At 75.0% G+C, this 22,196-nt stretch carries 4 protein-coding genes; all 4 read right to left on the reverse strand.

Annotation, left to right across the window (positions count from 1 at the left end):
• On the reverse strand, window positions 1–1,973 hold a 1,973-nt coding region (locus ABZ939_RS31735), incomplete at its 3' end, for a type I polyketide synthase (protein WP_361862872.1).
• 28 nt (window positions 1,974–2,001) lie between these two features.
• Complete coding sequence (locus tag ABZ939_RS31740; RefSeq protein ID WP_361862875.1) at window positions 2,002–20,985, reverse strand: SDR family NAD(P)-dependent oxidoreductase; 18,984 nt, start codon at window positions 20,983–20,985, stop codon at window positions 2,002–2,004.
• A 79-nt stretch (window positions 20,986–21,064) separates the two neighbouring features.
• On the reverse strand, window positions 21,065–21,994 hold the full coding sequence (locus tag ABZ939_RS31745) for an alpha/beta hydrolase (RefSeq protein WP_361862878.1): 930 nt from the start codon (window positions 21,992–21,994) through the stop codon (window positions 21,065–21,067).
• 2 nt (window positions 21,995–21,996) lie between these two features.
• The gene (locus tag ABZ939_RS31750) at window positions 21,997–22,191 is read right to left on the reverse strand and encodes a ferredoxin (RefSeq protein ID WP_361862881.1); all 195 of its coding nucleotides are present in this window, start codon (window positions 22,189–22,191) and stop codon (window positions 21,997–21,999) included.
• Between the last annotated feature and the right edge of the window lie 5 nt (window positions 22,192–22,196).

A 22,196-nucleotide genomic window follows, 5' to 3' on the forward strand; every position in this document is an offset into this window, starting at 1 on the left:
ATTTCGCCTTGTGAGTGGCCGATGACGGCGTCGGGGTGGATGCCGTGGTGTTGCCAGAGTTTGGCGAGGCTGGTCATGACGGCGAACAGGGCCGGCTGGATGACGTCGACGCGGTCGATGGGTGGTGCGCCGTCGGCTCCGTCGAGGACGTCGAGGAGGTTCCAGCCGACGTGTGTCTGGATGGCTTCGGCCGCTTCCGTGAGGTGCTGGGCGAACACCGGTGAGGTCACGAGGAGGTCGCGGGCCATGCCGTCCCACTGCGAGCCCTGACCAGGAAAGACGAACACCGTCTTACCGAGCGGGCTGACCACGTTCTGCACCACATCGGCGTGCGGTGCGCCCTGCGCGAGTGCTCCCAGTGCTTCGGTGAGCCCGTCCCGGTCGGTGTGGGTGATGACGGCCCGGTGGTCCTGGTGCGCCCGACCGGTCGCGAGTACATGCGCCACCGGGTTCAGTTCCGCTTCAGGGCGATCGTCCAGGTACGTGCGCAGGCGCGTGGCCTGGTCCTGCAGCGCCGCCTCGGAGTGACCCGACAGCGTCCAGGGCGCCGGAATCCCGTCGCCGGAGGGCTGCCCCTGCGTTGCCTGCTCGCCGGCCTGCTCCAGGATGATGTGCGCGTTGGTGCCGCTGATGCCGAACGAGGAGACCGCCGCGCGACGGGGCCGCTCGGCCTCCGGCCACGCCACCTCGTCCGTGAGGAGTTCGACCGCGCCGGCCGTCCAGTCCACATGCGGGGACGGTTCGTCGACGTGCAGCGTGCGGGGGAGCACGCCGTGGCGCATGGCCTCGACCATCTTGATGATGCCGCCGACACCTGCTGCGGCCTGCGTGTGCCCGATGTTGGACTTGAGCGAGCCCAGCCACAGCGGCCGGTCGGCCGGCCGGTCCTGCCCGTACGTCGCCAGCAGGGCCTGCGCCTCGATGGGGTCGCCGAGCCGGGTGCCGGTGCCGTGCGCCTCGACCGCGTCCACGTCGGACGTGGTCAGACCGGCGTCGGCCAGGGCCTGACGGATCACCCGCTGCTGCGACGGCCCGTTCGGGGCCGACAACTGCCCACTCGTACCGTCCTGGTTGACGGCCGAGCCGCGGACGACGGCCAGCACCTGGTGTCCGTTGCGGCGGGCGTCGGAAAGTCGCTCCACCAGCAGCAGCCCGACGCCCTCGCCCCATCCGGTTCCGTCCGCCGCGGCCGCGAAGGCCTTGCAGCGCCCGTCGGCGGACAGTCCCCGCTGTCTGCTGAACTCGACGAACAGTCCGGGCGTCGCGATCACCGTCGCGCCGCCCGCCAGAGCGAGGTCGCACTCGCCGTTGCGCAGCGCCTGGACGGCCAGGTGCAGGGCCACGAGCGAGGAGGAGCACGCGGTGTCGACGGTGACGGCCGGGCCTTCCAGGCCGAAGGTGTACGAGAGCCGGCCGGACGCGATCGACCCGGCGCTGCCGGTGCCGATGTACCCCTCCAGGCCGTCCGGGGCCTTGCGGATCCGGCCGCCGTAGTCCCCGTACATCACCCCCGCGAACACACCGGTCCGGCTGCCGCGCAGCGTCCGAGCGTCGATGCCGGCCCGCTCGAAGGTCTCCCAGGCGGTCTCCAGGAGCAGTCGTTGCTGGGGGTCGATCGCCAGCGCCTCACGCGGGCTGATACCGAAGAACGCAGGATCGAAGCGGTCGGCGTCGTGCAGGAAGCCACCCTCGCGGGCGTACGTCTTGCCGGTGCGCTCCGGGTCGGGGTCGAACAGGGCGGCCGTGTCCCAGCCTCGGTTCTCCGGGAAGGGCGAGATGGCGTCCGTGCCCGACGAAACGATCCGCCACAGATCCTCCGGCGAGCGCACCCCGCCCGGGTAGCGGCACGCCATGCCGACGATGGCGATCGGCTCGTGCCGCTCGGCCTCCACCTGGCTCAGCTGTTCCCGCGTCTGCAGCAGATCGGCGGTCACCCGCTTGAGGTAGTCGCGGAGCTTGTCCTCGTTCGTCATTCGACGTCAACTCTCCTCTTGGTGCGGTTCACTCGGAGCCGAGGCCGCCGTCGATGAGCCGGAACAGCTCGTCGTCGGAAGCCTGGTCCAGGAGTGCGGTGGTGTGCGTGTCGTCGGAGGCCGCGGCCTCCGGGCGGAGCCGCGCCAGGACCGCCGTCAGGCGGTCGGCGATGCGCTCGCGCGCCTCGGCGCCCAGTCCGTCGCCGTCGGCGAACGAGGCCTCCAGCTCCTCGATGCGAGCCAGGGTGGCCGCCGCGCCGCCGGGGAGGCGGGGGGCGAGCTCGCCCAGCAGATGCGTGGCGAGCGCGCTTGCCGTCGGCCGGTCGAAGAGCACGGTCGTGGGCAGCCGCAGGCCGGTCTCCGTACCGAGCCGGTTGCGGAGTTCGACCGCGGTGAGCGAGTCGAAGCCCAGGTCGAGCAGCCCGCGGTCGACGGGCACGGGGTGGTTCGGCGGGTGGCCGAGTACCTCGGCCACCGTCGCGCGGACGAGATCCAGGGCTATCCGGGGCCGGTCGGCCGCGGACGCCTCGGCGAGCTTGCGCACCCACGGCGGAGTGCCGTCCGTCGCCGCGCCCCGGGTTCCGTCCGGCCGGGTCGCGTTCGCCGCGGGCCCCGAGGGCCGTGGCGGGACGAGGTCCCGCAGCACGGCCGGGATGCCGGCCGGGTCGGTGGCCCGGCGCAGGGCCGCCGAGTCGACCCTGGCCGGCACGACGAGCGGCAGCCCGCTGAGCAGGGCCGCGTCGAAGAGCCGGAGTCCTTCGGCGACGGCGAGCGGGGCGATGCCGGTGCGGGCGATGCGGGCGAGGTCCACCGCGCCGAGTGCGCCGCCCATGCCGGTCTCGGTGTCCCACAGGCCCCATGCGAGGGATGTGGCGGGCAGGCCGAGGGCCTGCCGGTGCTGGGCCAGTGCGTCCACGTACGTATTGGCGGCCGCGTAGTTGGCCTGCCCCGGGTTGCCCGTGATGCCGGCCACGGAGGAGAACAGCACGAAGGCGTCCAGCTCCAGGTCCGCGGTCAGCTCGTGCAGCACCAGGGCGGCGTCTGCCTTCGGGCGCAGCACCTCGACGACGTCCGGCTCCGTGAGGGAGGCGAGCGTACCGTCCCGGGTGACTCCGGCGGCGTGGACGACGGCGGTGAGCGGGTGCGCGTCCGGTATGCCCTCGAGAAGTGCGCGGACGGCTTCGGGGTCGGCGGTGTCGGTGGCGGCCAGGGTGATGTGCGCCCCGAGCGCGGTGAGCCGGTCGGTGGTCTCGCGGGCTCCGGGGGCGTCGGGGCCGCGCCTGCTGGTGAGCAGGAGTCGGGTGATGCCGTGCGTGGTGACCAGGTGTTCGGCCAGGAGCGCGCCGAGGGCCCCGGTCGCGCCGGTGAGCAGCACCGTCCCGTCCGTCCGCAGGACCCCGGCACGCGGCTCGGGCTCCGGCAGGACGGCCAGCCGGGGGACGAACAACGCGCCTTCGCGCAGAGCGAGTTGAGGCTCACCCGAGGCCAGGGCCCGGCCGAGCGCCGCCTCCGAGGCCGCGCTGTCGTCGGTGTCCACGAGAACGAACCGGCCGGGGTGCTCGCTCTGCGCCGTGCGCACGAGCCCCCACAGAGGAGCCTGCTCCAACCCGGTGACGGGTTCCGCCGCCCGCACGGCCGTCGCGCCACGGGTGAGGACGACCAGCGTCGCGTCGGCGCTCCGCTCATCGTCCAGCCAGTCGCGGAGCGTCCGCAGCGTCTCGTACACGGAGGCGCCCGGCGCCGCGGGCAGCACCTTGTACGGGGCGGATGCGGACGAGTTCGGTACGGACACGGTGGAGTGCGTCACGGACTCGGACGAGGTCGGTACGGACCCGGACGAGGCCGGTACCGTCCCGGACGAGTGCGGTACGGACCCGGGTGCCTCCTCGTACGGAGCCCAGTCCGCGGCGGCGGACTTCGGTTCCGGCAGCGGTGCCCAGTCCACCCGGTGCAGGGTGCTGCCGGCGCCGGATCCCCGGCGCGCGAGCAGCCGGGCCGGGTCGGTCTCCCGTACGCTCAGCTCCGCCACGGACAGCACCGGTTCCCCGGCCCCGTCCGCGAGGAACAGCCGGCTGCGGTCGGGGCCCGCCGGGGTGAGGGCGACCCGGAGAACGCCGGAGCCCGCCGTGCCGTGCACCCGTACCCCGGCCCAGGAGAACGGCACCCGCAGGCCGCCGGACTCGCCGGGTCCTTCGAGCGCGAGCGGATGCAGCGCCGCGTCGAGCAGCGCGGGCCCCACCGGGAAGCCGTGGGCCGCGTCGCCGGAATCGCCGCCCGCGCCCTCTCCGTGCGAGACCTCGGCGAACCAGGCGCCGTCGTCGCGTCGCCAGGCCGCCCGGAGGCCCTGGAAGGCCGGTCCGTAGGCGTAGCCGAGCCGCGCCAGGTCCTCGTACGCGGACGAGACGTCGACCGGCTCCGCACCGGCCGGCGGCCACACGCCGAGCGGGTCCGCCCCGTCGGCCTCGGTGTCGGGGCCAGGATCCGGGGCCAGCACACCGGAGGCGTGCTCCGTCCACGGGGCGTCGGTCCCGGCCTCACGCGCGTGGACGCCGATGGTCCGCCGTCCCTCCGCGTCGGCCGCGCCCACCGTGACCTGGAGCTGCACCGCACCCTCTTCGGGCAGCAACAGCGGGGCGCTCAAGGTGAGTTCGTCCAGCGTCGGCGCGCCGGCCGCCCGCCCCGCGTACAGCGCCAGATCCAGCAGCGCGGCACCAGGCAGCACGACCGCTCCGAGCAGGGCGTGGTCCCCGAGCCAGGGGTGGGTGAGCGGGGAGAGCAGCCCGGTGTGCACGACGCCCGAGCCGTCGGCGAGTTCGAGGGCCGCGCCGAGCAGGGGGTGGTCCGCGACGCCGAGTCCGGCCCCGCCGACGTCCGCCCGCCTGCGGGCAGGCACGTCCAGCCAGTACCGGTCGCGCTGGAAGGGGTACGTGGGCAGGTTCGGTGCGTCCGTGCCTCGGCCGCCGAAGTACGCCGTCCAGTCCACCGGGACCCCCGCCGTCCACAGCGCGCCGAGCGCCTCGGACAGGGCGGCGGCCTCCGCCCGGTCACGGCGCAGCAGCGGCAGCGCGACGGTGCCGTCCGGCACTTCGTCGTCCGCGAGCGTGTCGGCGGCCATCGTCGCGAGTACGGCGTCCGGGCCGACCTCCAGCAATGCCCCGGCTCCCTGTTCCCGCAGGGTGCGCAGCACGTCGGCGAAGCGCACGGTGCCGCGGATGTGGGCGGTCCAGTAGTCGGGCGAGGCGAGCTCCTCGGCGCTTGCGAGGCGTCCGGTGAGGTCGGAGACCAGCGGGACGGTCGGCGGGTGGAATTCGAGGCCCGCCACCACCGCGCGGAACGCGTCGAGCATCGGCTCCATCAGCGGCGAGTGGAAGGCATGACTGACCGTGAGGCGCCGGGTCTTCGCGCCGGTTCCGGCGGCCCGGGCGGCGATCTCGCGTACGGCTTCCTCCGCGCCGGAGACGACCGTGGCCCGCGGCCCGTTGACCGCCGCGATGCCCGCCACGTCCTCGTGGCCCGCCAGCAGCGCCCGTGCCGCGTCCTCGTCCACCGAGAGGGCGACCATGGCGCCGCCCGGCGGCAGGGCCTGCATCAGCCTGCCCCGTGCCGTGATCAGCGTCGCCGCGTCGGCCAGGCTCAGCACGCCGGACACATGAGCTGCCGCCACCGTTCCGATGGAGTGGCCCGCCACGTGGTCCGGGGTGATGCCCCAGGTCTCCACCAGTCGGTACAGCGCGGTCTCCAGGGCGAACAGGGCCGGCTGGGTGTACTCGGTGCGGTGCAGCAGGGTGTCGTCCTCGGCGAAGACGATCTCCTTGAGCGAGCGGCCGAGGTGGACGTCGACGGCGGCGCACACCTCGTCGAAGGCGGCGGCGAACGCCTCGTACGTCTCGTACAGTTCACGGCCCATTCCGGCCCGCTGGCTGCCCTGTCCGGTGAACAGGAACGCCGTACGGGGCGTATCGGCGGGCGCCTCGCGTACCGAGGTCCGCGAGTGGTCCCCCTCGGACAGGCGGCGCAGAGCGGCCGACGCCTCCTCACGGCCGACGGCGGCGAACGCGGCCCGGTGCTCCAGGGCGCTCCGCCCGCCGGCCAACGCCGCGGCCGTTCCGCGGAGTTCCGCCTCCGGGCGGGACTCGACCCATGCGTGCAACCGTCCGGCCAGGGCGCGCAGCGCCTCGGGCGTCCGCGCGGAGAGCAGCCACGGCAGCGGGTCCTCGGCCTCGGGCACGCCGTCCGGCTCGGCCGGAGCGGGCTCCGGAGCCGAGTCGGTGACGTGCTCGAGGACCACGTGGGCGTTGGTGCCGCTGATCCCGAAGGAGGAGACGGCGGCCCGCCGCGGGCGGTCCCGCTCGGGCCAGGCGACGGATTCGGTGAGGAGTTCCACCGCGCCCGCCGTCCAGTCGACGTGGGGGGACGGCTCGTCGATGTGCAGACTCCTCGGGAGGACGCCGTGCCGCATCGCCATCACCGACTTGATCACGCCGGCGACGCCGGCCGCGGCCTGCGTGTGACCGATGTTGGACTTCACAGACCCCAGGAACAGCGGGTCGTCCACCGGCCGGTCCGCGCCGTATACGGCGAGCAGCGCCTGCGCCTCGATGGGGTCGCCGAGCCGGGTTCCGGTGCCGTGCGCCTCGACGGCGTCGACGTCCCGGGCGGTGAGCCCCGCGGCGGCCAGCGCCTGCCGGATCACGCGCTGCTGGGAGGGGCCGTTGGGCGCGGTCAGGCCGTTGCTCGCGCCGTCCTGGTTGACGGCCGTGCCGCTGACCAGGGCCAGGACCTGGTGTCCGTGGCGGCGGGCGTCCGAGAGCCGTTCGACGAGCAGCAGTCCGGCACCCTCCGCCCAGCCGGTCCCGTCGGCGGCCGCCGCGAACGGCTTGCAGCGCCCGTCGGGCGCGAGCCCGCGCTGCCGGCTGAACTCCACGAACGTCGCCGGGCTGGCCATCACCGTCACGCCTCCGGCCAGGGCGAGGTCGCACTCGCCGTTGCGCAGCGCCTGCGCCGCCAGGTGCAGGGCGACGAGGGAGGAGGAGCATGCGGTGTCGACGGTGACGGCCGGGCCCTCCAGGCCGAAGGTGTACGCCACCCGGCCGGAGGCCACGCTGCCCGCGCTACCGCTGACCAGATAGCCCTCGAAGCCCTCGGGCGCCTCCTCCGCCTGGTGCAGCCGGGCCCCGTAGTCGTTGTACATCACCCCGGCGAACACACCGGTCTTCGAGCCGCGCAGCGCCGCCGGAGCGATCCCGGCCCGTTCGAACGCCTCCCAGGCGGTCTCCAGGAGCAGGCGCTGCTGCGGGTCGGTGGTCAGGGCCTCGCGCGGGCTCATGCCGAAGAACACGGGGTCGAACTCGGGGGCCCCGTACAGGAATCCGCCTTCCCGGGCGTACGACGTGCCGGGGCGCTCGCCGTCCGGGTCGTAGAGTCCGGCGAGGTCCCAGCCGCGGTCGGTGGGGAAGCCGGACACGGCGTCCGTGCCGTCCGCGACCAGCTGCCACAGCTCCTCGGGGGAGTTCACCCCGCCCGGGAACCGGCAGGCCATCGCGACGACGGCGATCGGGTCGTCGTCGACGCGCGCCGCGACTGCCGCCGTCTGCCCGGCCTCGGCGCCGGTGTCGGCGCCGGCCTCGTCCGGCAGCAGCTCGACGAGGAGTCGGCCGGCCAGAGCGGTCGGCGTGGGGTGGTCGAAGACGAGGGTCGTGGGCAGCCGCAGGCCGGTGGCCGCGCCGAGCCGGTTGCGCAGGTCGACGGCGGCGAGCGAGTCGAAGCCCAGGTCGGTGAAGGCCCGGCCGGCCGTGACCGAGTCGGCGCCGGAGTGGCCGAGCACGGTGGCCGCGGCCGCCCGCACCAGCTCCAGGACCTCGCGCTCCGCGTCCGCGCGGGAGAGCGCCGACAGCCTGCCGACCAGGTCGGCCGCCGCGGCCGGGGCCGTACCGGAGGCCGCACGCCGCCGGGTGACCCGGACGAGCGAGCGCAGCGGGGCCGGGACGGACGCCGAGCCCTCCAGGGCGGCGGGCGTGAACCTGCTCGCGACCAGTGCCGCGCGCTCCGGACCGGCCGGCGCCGCCAGCGCGGCGTCGAAGAGCCGGAGCCCCTCGGCGACGGTGAGCGGGGCGATGCCGGTGCGGCCGATGCGGGCGACGTCGGAGGCGCTGAGCCGTCCGCCCATACCGGTCTCGGTGTCCCACAGGCCCCAGGCGAGGGACGTGGCGGGCAGGCCGAGGGCCTGCCGGTGCTGGGCCAGCGCGTCCACGTAGGCGTTGGCGGCGGCGTAGTTGGCCTGCCCTGCCGTGCCGGTCACGCCGGTGACGGAGGAGAAGAGGACGAAGGCATCGAGTTCCCGGTCCGCGGTGAGCTCGTGAAGCACCAGGGCGGCGTCGGCCTTCGGGCGCAGGACGAGATCCAGCCGCTCCGGCGTCAGGTCCTCCAGCAGACCGTCGTCGAGCACGCCGGCGGCGTGGACGACGGCGGTGAGCGGGTGCGCGTCCGGTATGCCGTCGAGGAGTGCGCGGACGGCGTCGGGGTCGGCGGTGTCGGTGGCGGCCAGAGTGACCTCTGCTCCCAACGAGGTGATGCGTTCGGTGAGTTCGCAGGCGCCGGGGGCGTCGGAGCCGCGCCTGCTGGTGAGCAGGAGTCGGGTGATGCCGTGCGTGGTGACCAGGTGTTCGGCCAGGAGCGCGCCGAGGGCCCCGGTCGCGCCGGTGAGCAGCACCGTCCCGTCCGTCCGAAGCGGCCGCGAACCGCCCTGCACGGTCGGCAGCGCGGCGAGGCGCGGGACGAGTGTCCGACCCTCCCGCAGGGCGAGTTGGGGCTCGCCCGAGCCGAGCGCCCGGTCGAGGGCGGCCGCGGACGCCGCACTGCCGTCGGTGTCGACCAGCACGAACCGGTCCGGATGCTCGGTCTGCGCGGTACGGACCAGCCCCCACACGGCCGCGGTCGCCAGCGCGGACGGGCCCTCACCCGCACCGGTCGCCACGGCGCCTTCGGTGACCAGCGCGAGCCGCGCCCCCGCGGGCCGCTCCCGCGTCAGCCAGTCCTGTACGAGCTCCAGGGCGCGCGCTACGGCCGCCTGCGGGCTCTCGTACGACCCAAGGTGCTCCGTCACGGTCGCGGCGGCGATCTCCGCATCCGCGGCGGACGGCGCAGCCGCGTCCAGCCACGCCACGGCGTACAGCGGAAGCCCGGCCACGGCCGGCGCGGCGGACAGCGCGCCCTCGGGCAGCGGCCGCAGCACCAGGGCCTCCGCGGTGACGACGGGCGCGCCGGTCGGATCCGTGGCGCGCAGGGACACCGCGCCCGGTCCGGCCGGGGCGAGCGAGACCCGCAGCGCAGTGGCCCCGGTGGCGTGCAGCCTCAGGCCCGTCCAGGCGAAGGGCAGGACCGGTTCGGCGGCGTCCTCGTCACGTACCGGCACGAGGTGCAGGGCCGCGTCGAGCAGCGCGGGATGCAGGGCGAAGGCGTCGGCCGACGCCTCGGCGTCCGCCGACAGCCGCACCTCGGCGACCAGCGTGTCTCCGTCCCGCCAGGCGGCGGTCAGATTGCGGAACGCCGGTCCGTAGCCGTACCCGAGGTCCGCGAGGCGGGTGTACACCCGCTCGACGTCGAGCGCGGCGGCGCCGGGCGGCGGCCACGCCGTGTCGGCCGCCTCGGCGACCGTGTCCTCGGGCGCGAGGGTCCCGGAGGCGTGGCGCACCCAGGGCGCGTCCTCGGCGGTCCGGGCGTGCACCGCGAACGGGCGGCGCCCCCCGGCTTCCGGCGCGTCGACGGTCAGCTGCAGCGCGACCGGGCCGGAGGCGGGCAGCAGGAGCGGCGCCTCCAGAGTGAGATCGTCCACCACAGGGCTCTGCGCGTACTCGCCCGCTTGGAGCGCCAGTTCGGCGAAGACGCTGCCAGGGACGAGGGGCGCGCCGCCCACCGCATGGTCCGCGAGCCAGGGCAACTGCTTCGGATCGAGGGTGCCGGAGAACAACAGCCCCCGACCGTCGGCGAGTTCCACCGCCGCACCGAGCAGGGAGGCTCCGTCCGCTTCGGCCGACGCGGCCTCCATCCAGTAGCGCGCCCGCTGGAAGGGATAGGTGGGCAGCTCATGGGCGTCGGCGGGCGCGGTCGAGACGCCGCCGCCGGCGGCGAAGGAGGCCCGGTCCACGGCCACGCCGTGGGCGTGGGCGGTGGCCAGCGCGGTCAGGAACGCGGTCCGCTCGTCGCGGTTGCGACGGAGCAGCGGTACCGCCCGGGGAGTCAGCGACGTGAGCGCGGCGTCGGGCCCCACCTCGACGGGGAGTACGTCGCCCAGAACCCGGAGGGTCTCCACCGCCTCGTGGTAGCGCACGGTCTCGCGGATGTGGCGGGTCCAGTAGTCGGGGGAGGCGAGTTCCTCGGCTGTTGCGAGGGTGCCGGTGAGGGTGGAGATGATCGGGATGCGTGGTGTGTGGAAGGTGAGTCCCGCGGCGACAGCGCGGAACTCCTCGAGGATCGGGTCCATGTGGGGGGAGTGGAAGGCGTGGCTGACGGTGAGGCGTCGGGTGCGGCGGCCGAGGGCCGCGAAGTGGGCCGTGACCCGCTCGACCTCGTCCTCGTCGCCGGACACGACCACGGAATCGGGTCCGTTGACCGCCGCGAGCCCTACGACTGCGGTGAGCAGGGGACGTAGCTCCGCTTCGCTGGCCTGCACTGCCGCCATGGCGCCGCCTTGCGGGAGTCCGCCCATCAGGCGGCCGCGTGCGGCGACGAGCTGGGCGGCGTCCTCCAGGGAGAGGACGCCTGCCGCGTGGGCGGCGGCGAACTCGCCGATGGAGTGCCCGATCAAGTGGTCCGGGGTGAGGCCGTGCGCCCCCAGCAAGCGGTGGAGAGCGACCTCGACGGCGAAGAGTGCGGGCTGGGTGTACTGGGTGCGGTGCAGCAGTGTGTCGTCCTCGGCGAAGACGATCTCCTTGAGCGGGCGGTCCAGATGAACGTCGAAGGCTGCGCACACCTCGTCGAAGGCGGCGGCGAACTCCTCGTACGTCTCGTACAGTTCACGCCCCATGCCTGCCCGCTGGCTGCCCTGCCCGGTGAACAGGAACGCCGCGCGGAGCTCGCCGTCCGCCGAGCCGCGCACCACGGCCGGGTGCTCCTCGCCGGCCGCCAAGGCGGCCAGCGCCGCAAGGGCGTCCTCCCGGTCCTCCGTCAGCACCACCGCGCGGTGGGGCAGCGCCGCTCGGCCGGTGGCCAGGACGCGCGCCGCGGTCGCCCGGGCGGTGTCCGGCCGGGCTTCCAGGTGCGCCGAGAGCCGGGCGGCCTGCGCCCGCAGCGCCGCCGGCGAGTGCGCGGACAGTGGCAGCGGTACGAGGCCGGATACGGCTCCAGGACCCGTACTCGCACCCGCTCCCGTATTCACATCCGTATCCACATCCGCGTCCGGGGCGGGCGTGTCGGACGCGACAGGCGTCCCCACCAGAGCCGCCTCGGGCTCCTCCAAAATCACGTGCGCGTTGGTGCCGCTGATGCCGAAGGACGACACCGCCGCGCGCCGCGGACGTCCTTCCGCGGCCCACTCCCGCGCCTCGGCGAGGAGCTCGACCGCGCCCGCCGACCAGTCCACATGCGGCGAGGGCTCGTCCACGTGCAGGGTCCGGGGCAGGACACCGTGGCGCATGGCCTCGACCATCTTGATGATGCCGCCGACGCCGGCCGCGGCCTGCGCGTGTCCGATGTTCGACTTGAGCGAGCCCAGCCACAACGGGCGCCCCTCCGCCCGGTCCTGGCCGTAGGTGGCCAGCAGGGCCTGCGCCTCGATGGGGTCGCCGAGCCGGGTTCCGGTGCCGTGCGCCTCGACAGCGTCCACATCCGCCCCGGTGAGCCCGGCGGTGGCCAGGGCCTGGCGGATCACGCGCTCCTGGGAGGGGCCGTTGGGCGCGGTCAGGCCGTTGCTCGCGCCGTCCTGGTTGACGGCGGAGCCGCGGACGACGGCCAGGACCTGGTGGCCGTTGCGTCGAGCGTCCGAGAGCCGTTCGACGAGCAGCAGCCCGACGCCCTCCGACCAGCCCGTCCCGTCCGCCGCCGCCGCGAAGGACTTGCAGCGCCCGTCGGCCGACAGCCCCCGCTGCCGGCTGAACTCCACGAAGGTGTCCGGCCGCGCCATCACGGTGACCCCGCCGGCCAGGGCGAGGTCGCACTCGCCGTTGCGCAGCGCCTGTGCCGCCAGATGCAGCGCGACCAGCGACGAGGAGCAGGCGGTGTCGACGGTGACGGCCGGGCCCTCCAGGCCGAAGGTGTACGCCAGGCGGCCCGAGACCACGCTCGCCGTGTTGCCGGTGAGGACGTACCCCTCGAGCTCCTCCGGTGTTCTGGCCAGTCGCGCGCTGTAGTCGTTGTACATCACGCCCGCGAAGACGCCGGTCCGGCTGCCGCGCACCGCAGCGGCGTCGATGCCGGCCCGCTCGAACGTCTCCCAGGCGGTCTCCAGGAGCAGCCGCTGCTGCGGGTCGACGGCCACCGCCTCGCGCGGGCTGATCCCGAAGAACTCGGCGTCGAACTCGGCGGCCCCGTAAAGGAATCCGCCCTCCCGGGTGTACGAGGTGCCCAGGCGCTCGGGGTCCGGGTCGTACAGTCCGTCCAGGTCCCAGCCCCGGTCCGCGGGGAACGGCCCGATCGCGTCGCCGCCCGAAGCCACCAGCTCCCACAGCTCCTCGGGGGAGCCCACCTCGCCGGGATAGCGGCAGGCCATCCCGACGATCACGATCGGGTCGTCGGACACCGCCGCGAGCGCTCCCGGCGCGTCCCGGTCGGTCCGCCCCGTGGCGGAGCCGCCCGGCAGCAGCCCCACCAGGTGGGCGGCGAGCGCCTCGGGGGAGGGGTGGTCGAAGACGGCGGTCGCGGGTATGCGCAGGCCGGTGAGAGTGCTCAGCCGGTTGCGCAGCTCCACGCCGGTCAGCGAGTCGAAGCCCAGGTCCCGGAAGGCTCGGGCGGCGTCGATCGACGTGGACGTGGCGTGACCGAGGACGGTGGCTACGGTGGTCCGGACGAGCTCGCTCACCGCCCGTTCGCGTTCCGCCGGCGCCAGCGCGCCCGTCCGCTCGGCCCAGGACTCCTCGCCGGCCGGCCGAACGGTCGCCGCGGCCCGCCGCAGGGGCGTCCGTACCAGGTCCCGCAGCGGAGCCGGCAGCGGCCCGGCCGCCGCCCGCTCGCGCAGCGCCGCCCCGTCCAGCCGGACGGGGACGAGCGCGCCCGCCGCACCGGCCGGGAGCGCGTCGAGCAGGGCCAGACCCTCGGCGCCGGTCAGTGGGGCGAACCCGGAGCGCGCCCACCGCGCCCGCTCCGCCGCACCCAGGCCACCGGCCATACCGTCGTCGGTGTCCCACAGGCCCCAGGCCAGCGAGACGCCCGGCAGACCGGCCGCGCGCCGCTGCTCCGCGAGCGCGTCCAGGACGGCGTTGGCGGCCGCGTAGTTGGCCTGCCCGGCGGTGCCGACGAGACCGCTGACCGACGAGAAGAGCACGAAGGCGGACAGGTCCCGGTCCGCGGTCAGCTCGTGCAGATGGAGGGCGGCGTCGGCCTTCGGTCGCAGGACGGCGTCCAGGCGGTCGCCGGTCAGCGACGCGAGCGTGCCGTCGTCCAGCGCCCCCGCCAGGTGGAACACCGCACCCAGCGGACGCTCCTCGGGTACGGACTCCAGGACCCGGGCCAGCGCCTCGCGGTCGGCGGCGTCCACGGCCGCGAACTCGGCCCGCGCACCGGCCGCAGTCAGCTCGGCAAGCAGTTCGTCGGCCCCGGCGGCCGCGGCCCCGGACCGGCTGAGCAGCAACAGGTCCCGTGCGCCATGCCGCTCGACAAGATGACGGGCCAGCAGCCGACCCAGAGCGCCCGTGGCACCGGTCACCAGGACGGTGCGGTCAGCGAACCCGGCCGGACCGCCGAGCGCCGGAGCATCCGCGCCATCATCGGCACGGACCAGCCTCGGGGCTCTCAACACATCAGCACGCAAGGCGAGTTGAGGCTCGCTCGTCGAGGCGGCGGCCAGCGTCGCAAGCGCGCCCTGGATCTCGGGCTCCGTCGCCCCCTCCGCCGCCTCCAGTGCGAGATCGACGTCGGCGACCGCGAAGCGGTCCGGGTGCTCCGACTGGGCCGTCCGTACGAGCCCCCACACAGCGGCCGCCCAGGGGTCCGCCACCTCGTCCCCGTCGGCCGCGGCGACCGCGCCCCGGGTGAGCAGCAGCAGCCGCGCGTCCCGGAAGCGATCCTCCGTCAGCCATGAGCGAAGCTGCTCCAGGGCGTGCCCCGCTCCCGCGCGACCGGCCGGGACGCGGACCGCGACCACGGCCGGGACCTCGACCTCCGGTTCCCACTCGGCGACCGCGTCCACGAGGGCGACGGAGCCGGCCGGCGCGGTCTCCACGACGACCGACTCCCAGCGCAGCCGGTGCAGGTCGCGCGGACGCCTGGCGGGCGCGCCCAGCCGGGCCGGGTCCACGGGCAGCAGCGCGAGCGCGTCCGCCGACAGGACCGGTCGTCCCTCCGTGTCCACCGCCGTCAGCCGGCCGTCCGCCGACCAGTGCACCCGCAGGACCGAGGCTCCCGTCGCGTGGAGTTCCACCCCGGTCCAGGAGAACGGCAGGGGCAGCCCGTCGCCGGCCTCCCCGACGGCCCGGATCACCGGAAGATGCAGCGCGGCGTCGAGGAGGGCGGGGTGCACGGCGAATCCCTGCGGCTCCTCGCCCGCTCGGGCCGCCGGCGCGCCTGCCCCGGCCTCCGCGACCGGCAACTCCAGCTCCGCGTAAAGCTCCCCGTCGTGTCGCCAGCCCGCGCGGACGCCCCGAAACGTGGGCCCGTAGCCGTATCCGAGGGCGTCGAGCTCCTCGTACAGTGCGGCAGGATCCACCGGCTCGGCACCTGGCGGCGGCCACGAAGTGGTCGGTTCGGCGGCGGGGACGGCGGTACGGGCCGGTGCGAGCAGTGCGGTGGCGTGCCGGACCCACGTGCCCTCACCCGGGCCCGTGTCCGTCGCCGTGTCCGAGGTGCGACCGTGGACCGACAGCGTGCGCGCCCCGTTCTCGTCCGCGGCCCCGACCGACACCTGCAGCCGTGTCGGCATGCCCCCGGCCAGGACGAGTGGGGCCTCCAGGGTCAGTTCCTCGACCCGAGGGGTCCCGGCCTGCTCGCCGGCGGCCAGGGCCAGGTCGAGGAAGGCGGTTCCGGGCAGGAGTACCCGGCCCGCGATCCGGTGGTCCGCCAGCCAGGGGTGCGCGGCCGTCGAGACCTGACCGGGCAGGACCAGGCTTCCGTCCTCGGCCAGTTCGATACGCGAGCCGAGGAACGGGTGCCCGACCGAGGGCAGCCCCGTCAGCCCCAGGAGCTCCGCACCGGCCACGGTGGTGGGTGCGGCGAGCCAGTGGCGTTCGCGCTGGAAGGCGTACGTGGGCAGATCGCCCGGGTGCGCGGGCAGGCCGCGGTGCAGCACAGTCCGGTCGAGGACCGCGCCGCTCGCGTACGCGGCGGCGAGCGCGCCGAGCAGGGTGCGCCGCTCGGCGCGATTGCGGCGCAGCAGGGGCAGAGCCCCCGGAGTCGTCGCGCTCAACGCGGCGTCGGGCCCCAGCTCGACCAGCACCTGCGCACGGCCCGACCCCAGGCCCCGGAGGGTCTCGACGGCGTGGTGGTAGCGGACGGTCTCGCGGACGTGGCGGGTCCAGTAGTCGGGCGAGGCCAGCTCCTCGGCTGTTGCGAGGGCACCGGTGAGGGTGGAGATGATCGGGATGCGTGGAGTGTGGAAGGTGAGTCCGGCGGCGATGGAGCGGAACTCCTCGAGGATCGGGTCCATGTGGGGGGAGTGGAAGGCGTGGCTGACGGTGAGGCGTCGGGTGCGGCGGCCGAGGGCCGCGAAGTGGGTGGTGATGCGTTCGACCTGGTCCTCGTCGCCGGAGACGACCACGGAATCGGGTCCGTTGACCGCCGCCAGGGCCACGCGCTGACCCAGCAGCGGAAGCACCTCGTCCTCCGTCGCCTGCACTGCCGCCATGGCTCCGCCTTGCGGGAGTCCGCCCATCAGGCGGCCGCGTGCGGCGACGAGCTGGGCGGCGTCCTTCAGGGAGAGGACGCCTGCCGCGTGGGCGGCGGCGAACTCGCCGATGGAGTGCCCGATCACGTGATCCGGCACCAGCCCGTGGTGCTCCGCGAGGCGGAACAGGGCCGTTTCCAGGGCGAAGAGTGCGGGCTGGGTGTACTGGGTGCGGTGCAGCAGGGTGTCGTCCTCGGCGAAGACGATCTCCTTGAGCGGGCGGTCCAGATGAACGTCGAAGGCTGCGCATACCTCGTCGAAGGTGGCGGCGAACTCCTCGTACGTCTCGTACAGTTCACGGCCCATCCCGGCCCGCTGGCTGCCCTGCCCCGTGAACAGGAACGCGGTACGCGCCGGGCCCGTCGCCGCGCTGCCCCGCACCACCGCCGGGTGGTCGTCCCCGGCCTCCAGCGCGGCCAGTGCGGCCAGTGCCTCCTCCCGGTCCTCGGCGACCAGTAGCGCGCGGTGCTCCAGGGCGGCCCGGCCCCGGGCCAGCGCGCCCGCGACCCCGGCGAGGTCGGCGTCCGGGCGATCGGTCAGGTACGCGGACAGGCGCGCGGCCTGCGCGGGCAACGCGTCAGCCGTCCGTGCGGACAGCGGAAGGAGCACCGGACCTGTGTGCGGCCGGTTCTCCGCCACCGGCTCCGGGCTCCGCTCCGGACCCTGCTCCAGGATCACGTGGGCGTTGGTACCGCTGATGCCGAAGGACGACACCGCCGCCCGTCGCGGACGTCCTTCCGCGGCCCACTCCCGGCCCTCGGTGAGGAGTTCTACCGCGCCGGCCGTCCAGTCGACGTGCGGGGTCGGTTCGTCGACGTGCAGGGTGCGGGGGAGGACGCCGTGGCGCATGGCCTCGACCATCTTGATGACGCCGCCGACGCCGGCCGCGGCCTGCGCGTGTCCGATGTTCGACTTGAGCGAGCCCAGCCACAGCGGTCGGTCGTCCGCCCGGTCCTGGCCGTAGGTGGCCAGCAGGGCGTCCGCCTCGATGGGGTCGCCGAGCCGGGTGCCGGTGCCGTGCGCCTCCATCGCGTCGACGTCCGCCCCGGTGAGCCCGGCGGTGGCCAGGGCCTGGCGGATCACGCGCTCCTGCGAAGGGCCGTTGGGCGCCGTCAGGCCGTTGCTCGCGCCGTCCTGGTTGATCGCCGTGCCGCGCACGACGGCAAGCACCTCGTGACCGTGGCGTTCGGCGTCCGAGAGCCGTTCGACCAGCAGCAGGCCCACTCCCTCGGCCCACGCGGTGCCGTCCGCCGCCGCGGCGAAGGGCTTGCACCGGCCGTCCGGCGCGAGGCCGCGTTGCCGGCTGAACTCCAGGAACATGCCCGGGGTGGGCATGACCGTCACCCCGCCGGCGAGCGCGAGGTCGCACTCGCCCTGGCGCAGCGCCTGCACCGCGAGATGCAGGGCGACCAGCGAGGACGAGCATGCGGTGTCGACGGTGACGGCAGGGCCCTCCAGGCCGAAGGTGTACGCCAGCCGGCCCGAGGCGACGCTCCCGGTGCTGCCGGTCAGCAGGTACCCGTCGTAGCCCTCGGCCGCCTCGTGTAGCCGCGGCCCGTACTCCATGGCCGTCGCGCCGACGAACACGCCGGCCCGGGTCCCGCGCAGCCCGTCGGGAGCGATCCCGGCCCGCTCGAACGTCTCCCACGCGGTCTCCAGGAGCAGCCGCTGCTGTGGGTCCATCGCCGCGGCCTCGCGCGGGCTGATGCCGAAGAACGCGGCGTCGAAGTCCCCCGCGCCGGTGAGGAATCCACCCTCCCGCGCGTACGTGGTCCCGGGCCGGTCGGGGTCGGGGTCGTACAGGCCGTCCAGGTCCCAGCCCCGGTCGGCAGGGAACGGTCCGATCGCGTCGGCGCCCGAGGCGACGAGCTCCCACAGCTCCTCGGGGGAGGCGACCCCGCCCGGGTAACGGCAGGCCATGCCGACGATCACGATCGGGTCGCTCCCGGTCCCCGCCGGTGCGGCCGGGGGCCGGGCGGCGGCGGGAGCCGCGGCGCGCGGGCCGGCGTACCGCTCCTGGAGCAGGCCGACCACCGCCTCGGGTGTGGGGTGGTGGTAGATCAGCGCGGACGGCAGGGAGAGCCCGGTCGCGGACTGGAGCCGGTCGCGGAGCTCGACGCCGGAGAGCGAGTCGAACCCGAGCTCCTTGAAGGTGCGCGCGGCGTCGACGGAGTCGGCGGTGACATGCCCGAGCACGAAGGCGATGTGCGTACGGACCAGTTCCGTCAGGTCGGGCGCGGCGGACGGTGCGGCCGGGTCGCCCGGCCCGCTCCGGTCGGCGGCCGACGGCTGCGCGGCGACCGGGGCCGACCCGACGGGCTCGGCCGCGGCCGCTGCCTCCGCCGCGTCCGCCCCGGACCCGTCCAGCCAGTGACGCTCGCGCTGGAAGGCGTACGTGGGCAGTGGCACCGCCCGGCCGCCCCGGGCCGCGAACAGCCCGGCCCAGTCGACCTCGGTCCCCCGGGCGTGCGCGCCCGCGACGGCGGCCAGCAGGGTGGACGCCTCGGGCCGGCCGCGGCGCAGCCCGGCCGCCAGGACGTGTCCGCCGCCCGTCTCGGCCAGGGTGCGGCGGGCCGCGCCGGCGAGCACCGCGTCCGGCCCGAGTTCGAGGTACACGGTGGCGCCCGCATCGTGGAGGGCCCGTACGCCGTCGTGGAAGCGGACGGCCTCCCGGATGTGGCGGGTCCAGTAGTCGGGCGACGCCAGCTCCTCGGCTGTCGCGAGGGTGCCGGTGAGGGTGGAGACGATCGGGATGCGGGGTGTGTGGAAGGTGAGTCCGGCGGCGATGGACCGGAACTCCTCCAGGATCGGATCCATGTGGGGGGAGTGGAAGGCGTGGCTCACGGTGAGCCGCCGAGTGCGGAGGCCTTGCTCGGACAGGTGGGCCGTGACCCGCTCGACCTCGTCCTCGTCGCCCGAGATCACCACGGAATCGGGCCCGTTGACCGCCGCGAGCGTCACCCGCTCGTTGAGCAGCGGCCGTACGGCGTCCTCCGGAGCCTCCACGGCGGCCATCGCGCCGCCCTGCGGCAGCTCGCCCATCAGCCGGCCGCGCGCGGCGACCAGCAGCGCCGCGTCCTCCAGGGAGAGAACTCCCGCCACATGAGCGGCCGTCAGCTCCCCGATGGAGTGACCGGCCAGGTGGTCCGGGGTGATGCCCCAGGTCTCCAGCAGCCGGTACAGCGCGGTCTCCAGGGCGAAGAGCGCGGGCTGGGTGTACTGGGTGCGGTGCAGCAGGGTGTCGTCCTCGGCGAAGACGATCTCCTTGAGCGGACGGTCCAGGTGCGCGTCGAAGGCTGCGCACACCTCGTCGAAGGCGGCGGCGAACTCCTCGTACGTCTCGTAGAGTTCACGGCCCATGCCTGCGCGCTGGCTGCCCTGACCGGTGAACAGGAACGCGGTACGCGCCGGGCCCGTCGCCGCGCTGCCACGCACCACCGCCGGGTGGTCACGGCCCGCCGCCAGCGCGGCCGTCCCGGCGAGCAGACCGGCCGTGTCCTCGGCGATCACCACGGCCTGCTCGTCGAAGCGCGTACGGTGCGCGGCGAGCGAGTACGCCGTGTCCACCGCGTCGTGGCCGTGCTCCTCCTGGTGCCGGTGCAGCCGGTCCGCCTGCCCGCGGAGCGCCGCGGCGTCGCGTCCGGACAGCAGCCAGGCCACGGGCCCTGCGGACCTGGAGCCCACCTCGTCCGGACGCCCCTCGCCGGCCGTCTTCGCCGGCGCCGGGTCCGCCTCGCCCACCACCACATGGCAGTTGGTGCCGCCCATGCCGAACGAGCTCACGCCGGCGACCAGCGGTCGGTCGGGCGCCGGCCAGGCGCTCTCCCGTGTCTGCACCCGCAGTCCCAGGGCGTCCAGCGGGATGGCCGGATTCGGCTCGCGGAAGTTCAAGCTCGCGGGGATACGCCGCCGGGACACCGCCAGGACGGTCTTCAGCAAGCCCACCAGGCCGGCCGCGCCCTCAAGGTGCCCGACGTTCGTCTTCGCGGAGCCCACCAGCAGCGGGGCGTCCGCCGGCCGGCCCGCGCCGAGCGCGGCGCCGAGCGCCGCGGCCTCCACCGGATCGCCCACCGGAGTTCCGGTGCCGTGCAGTTCGACGTACTGGACGGCGGTCGCGTCGGTGCCGGCGCGTGCGTGCGCCGCCCGCAGCACGGCCTCCTGCGCGGCCCGGTCCGGCACCGTCAGGCCGGCCGAGGCGCCGTCGTTGTTGACGGCGCTGCCCAGGATCACGCCGTGCACGCGGTCCCCGTCGGCGACGGCCCGGTCCAGCGGCTTCAGCACGACGGCGACCCCGCCCTCGCCCCGGACGTAGCCGTTGGCGCGGGAGTCGAAGGTGTAGCACCGGCCGTCGGGGGACAGGGCACCGAACCGGGCGCTGTCCGCGCTGCTGCCGGGCGACAGGATCAGGTTCACGCCGCCCACCACGGCCAGGTCGGCGTCCCCGTGCCGCAGGCTCTCGCAGGCCAGGTGGACCGCGACCAGCGACGAGGACTGGGCCGCGTCGACGGTCAGGCTGGGGCCGGTCAGCCCCAGCACGTAGGAAAGACGGTTGGCGATGATGCCCCGGCCGAGCCCGGTGACCGAGTGCCGTCCGGCCGCCGCCTCGCCGAGCCGGTGGTGCAGCGCCGCGTAGTCGTCCCACATGGCGCTCGCGTACACCGCCGTGCGGCTGCCGGCCATCGCTCCGGGCACGATCCCGGCCTCCTCCAGGGCCTCCCAGCCCAGTTCGAGCATCAGCCGCTGCTGCGGGTCCATGGCCGCCGCCTCGCGCGGCGAGATCCCGAAGAAGGCGGCGTCGAACCGGTCCACCTCGTCGAGGAAGGCCCCGCGCCGGGGAGCCGAGGCGGACCAGCGGTCCGCCGGCGGCTTCCCGACCGCGTCCTCGCCCCGGCCGAGCAGCCGCCAGAAGGCGTCGGGGTCGGCGGCGCCCGGCAGACGGCAGGCGAGTCCGACGACGGCGATCGGTGCGGAGCTGGGCTTGGCCATGGTCTGTCACGTACTCCCTCGTCGAGGACGAATGCGTCACCAGACTCACCACCTGCCCTAACGGGGCTCTTTCGGCGTTCTAAACCCGGTCGGCCGCAGGGCGGACCCGGTCGGCGGCGGGCCGGTGCAGCCCCGTGCGCAGCGCCGTGACGTGCTCGATCCCGATGCGCTGCTGCTCCTCGGGCGGCACCCCGTCCACGAACGCGTGATACGCGCCGGGGAAGTTGTGCAGCTCCACCGGCACTCCCGCCTCGGCCAGCCGCAGCCCGTACGAGAGCCCCTCGTCCCGCAGCGGGTCCAGACCCGCGGTCGAGACGTAGGCGGGCGGCAGCCCGCTCAGATCCCCGGCCCGGGCCGGGGCCGCGTACACGGGCAGCCGGTCCCGGGGCCCGTCCTCGCCCAGGTACAGCTGCCAGCTCTCCTCGGCCAGACGCCGGTTCCAGACCGGTGTGTCGGTGTACGCGGCCATCGACGCGGTCGTCAGCCGGTCGTCGAGCACCGGCGTGCTCAGATGCTGGAAGCACAGCGCGGGCCCGCCCCGGTCACGGGCGAGCAGGGTCAGCCCGGCGGCCAGCGCACCGCCGGAGCTCGCCCCCGCGACCGCGAGGCGGGCCGGGTCGGCGCCCAGCTCGCCCGGGTGGCCGGCGATCCACTCCAGCGCCGCCCAGCAGTCGTCGAGTCCCGCCGGGTACGGATGCTCCGGCGCCAGCCGGTAGGAGACCGCGACCACCACGGCCCGTGCGTGCAGCGCGGCCTGGGCGGCGCCCACGTGCACGGAGTCCACGTTGCCCAGGCAGAACCCGCCGCCGTGGATCCACAGCACCGCCGGCAGCGCCGCCTGCTCGGCACGCGGCCGGTACACCCGCACCCTCACGTCGGGCCCGCCGGGCGGCCCCGGGACGAGTCGCTCCCGTACGTCCACCCCGGGCACGGGCGGCAGTTCGGCGATGGTCAGCAGCCGGCCCCGGTGGTCCGCGACCGCGTCGACCAGACGTCCTTCGACCGGCATCCTCAGGCCTCCAGGGTGAGCGCCTGCGAGGGACACAGCGCCACGGTGCCGCGGGCCAGCGCCTCCTCCTCCGCGCCGGTCACCGGAGCCCGGAGGAGGAGCACCGTCCCGTCGTCCGACTGGTCGAAACGGTCGGGGTCGGACAGCACGCACTGTCCCGCCCCCAGACACCGGTGGGTGTCGGCCGTTATGCGCATGTCTT

This window comes from Streptomyces sp. NPDC046712 (genome assembly GCF_040645695.1).
In the GTDB taxonomy this organism is placed as follows: domain Bacteria; phylum Actinomycetota; class Actinomycetes; order Streptomycetales; family Streptomycetaceae; genus Streptomyces.

What these genes read in the sequence shown, in the direction of transcription:
- ABZ939_RS31740 (WP_361862875.1), bottom strand. Translation starts at nt 20,985, where the DNA reads ATGGCCAAGCCCAGCTCCGCACCGATCGCCGTCGTCGGACTCGCCTGC.
- ABZ939_RS31745 (WP_361862878.1), bottom strand. Translation starts at nt 21,994, where the DNA reads ATGCCGGTCGAAGGACGTCTGGTCGACGCGGTCGCGGACCACCGGGGC.
- ABZ939_RS31750 (WP_361862881.1), bottom strand. Translation starts at nt 22,191, where the DNA reads ATGCGCATAACGGCCGACACCCACCGGTGTCTGGGGGCGGGACAGTGC.